The sequence below is a fragment of the Bradyrhizobium sp. genome, from assembly GCF_016462955.1.
Classification (GTDB): domain Bacteria; phylum Pseudomonadota; class Alphaproteobacteria; order Rhizobiales; family Xanthobacteraceae; genus Bradyrhizobium.
The window spans coordinates 1-1,687 of record NZ_JAEMSD010000862.1 but is presented as its reverse complement, the minus strand read 5'-3'; the positions used below and the strand labels follow the sequence as shown (position 1 = coordinate 1,687).

Genomic DNA, 1,687 nt, shown 5'->3' with positions numbered 1-1,687 from the left:
GCGTGGGTGTCGTCGAAATCGAGGGAATGGCCGAGCGCGCCGTTGAGCAGCGCCGCGACCGCCGGTGTCCAGGACTTGCTGTCGCCGAACACGGTGGACTCGCCCCTGGTGTCGAGCGCCAGCGCCTCCAGCATTTTCAGCATCGACGGGGTCGATTCGGCCTCGCGTCGCGCCCGGATCGCGCTGCCGAGAAAGTCCAGCGTCAGCACTTTTGCGCGATCCAGCACCTCCGCTGGAATATCCTGGTATTTCAGGTTGAAGACATAGGCGGCAAGCGTTGCGGTTTCGTGGGCCATCGTGTTTCCTCGTTTTGGCGCGCAAGTTAGGCGGGCTGATTTGGCCTTTCAAGCGGCCTTGCGGCCGCGGGCATCAGCCATGCTTTTGGTCGGCTCAAGAGGATCGGGATATTCCGCATGACGCGCGCAAGGCAGCTGCTCGACCGGCTCAGGTCGCGGCGGACGCAATTGGGATTGGCGATCCGGGTCACGGTCGCCGCGACCGCCGCCTATGCGATCGCGACCGCGCTGCACCTCTTGCTGCCGCTCTGGGCGGTGCTGACCGCGCTGATCGTGACCCAGATGAGCGTCGGCCGCTCGCTGAAGGCGACGCGCGACTATATGCTCGGCACCATCGGCGGCGCGATCTATGGCGGTGCCCTCGCGATCCTGATTCCGTACTCCACGGAGGCAGGCCTCCTCGGCCTGCTGGTGCTGTCCGTGGCTCCGCTCGCCTTCATCGCCGCGATCAATCCGAGCCTCAGCGCTGCCACGGTGACGGCCGTGATCGTGCTGCTGGTTCCGACCATGCATCATTCCGATCCCCTGGCGTCGGCGATCGACCGCGTCAGCGAGGTCGGCGTCGGCGCGGTCACCGGATTGCTGGTCTCCTTCCTGGTGCTGCCCTCGCGCGCGGTGCGGCAGATTCGCGCCAGCGCGGCGACGCTGCTCGAATTGATCGCCGACGCCTTCACCGAGCTGCTCGCGGGCCTGACGCGCGGCCGCGACAACGACGCGCTGCACCGGATCCAGGACGGCATCGGCAGCGCGATGGTCAACCTCAATGCGATCGGCTCCGAAGCCGAGCGCGAGCGCGCCGCGCGGCTGTCGAGCGGTCCGGATACCGGCCCGTTGCTGCGAACGATCCTGCGGCTGCGCCATGACGTCGTGATGATCGGCCGCGCCACCGTGGTCCCGCTGCCGATCGAGGTGCAGACGCGGCTGGCAGGCCCTCTGGCGGAGGTCTCCACCGTGATCGAGCGCTTTCTCCGCTCCGCCGCCGCGGCCTTGCGTGAAGGCGCCGGTGCGCCGCCGATCCATCCGGTCCACGTCGCGCTCCAGCATTACGCCGAGGCGGTGGCGTCTGTCCGCCAGGATGGCCTGATCCGCGGCCAGCCCGGCGACACTGCCGAGCGCTTCTTCGCGATCGGCTTCTCCCTGGAGCAGATGCACCAGAATCTCTGCGACCTCGACCGCGTCGTCGGCGAATGGTCGGAGGCGGCAAGCGCCAAGTCGGTGCGCGTGGCGGAGTGAGACGGGGCTACACTGATGACGGCATCGAAGCAAGAACTGTGTATTGACGGGTCGGAATTCGCGACGCTGGAGGAATTCTACGATCAGATCGGCCTTCGCATCATCCCAGGAGCCGAGTGGGGCCGAAATCTTGACGCGTTCAATGATATTCTAAGGGG

The 1,687-nt window shown here is 66.7% G+C and carries 3 protein-coding genes; 2 read left to right on the top strand and 1 reads right to left on the bottom strand.

Going from position 1 to position 1,687, the window contains the following annotated elements; genetic code table 11:
* The coding region (locus JHD07_RS39310) for an MmgE/PrpD family protein (protein ID WP_291632002.1) at positions 1-296 on the bottom strand (296 nt) is incomplete at its 3' end.
* A gap of 117 nt (positions 297-413) precedes the next feature.
* Here JHD07_RS39310 and JHD07_RS39305 point away from each other — a divergent pair.
* Positions 414-1,529, top strand: coding sequence for an FUSC family protein (locus JHD07_RS39305; RefSeq protein ID WP_291632000.1), 1,116 nt, complete (start codon positions 414-416; stop codon positions 1,527-1,529).
* Between the two features lie 15 nt (positions 1,530-1,544).
* Positions 1,545-1,687, top strand: a 143-nt coding sequence (locus JHD07_RS39930) for a barstar family protein (protein ID WP_366865933.1), incomplete at its 3' end; no start/stop codon positions are given.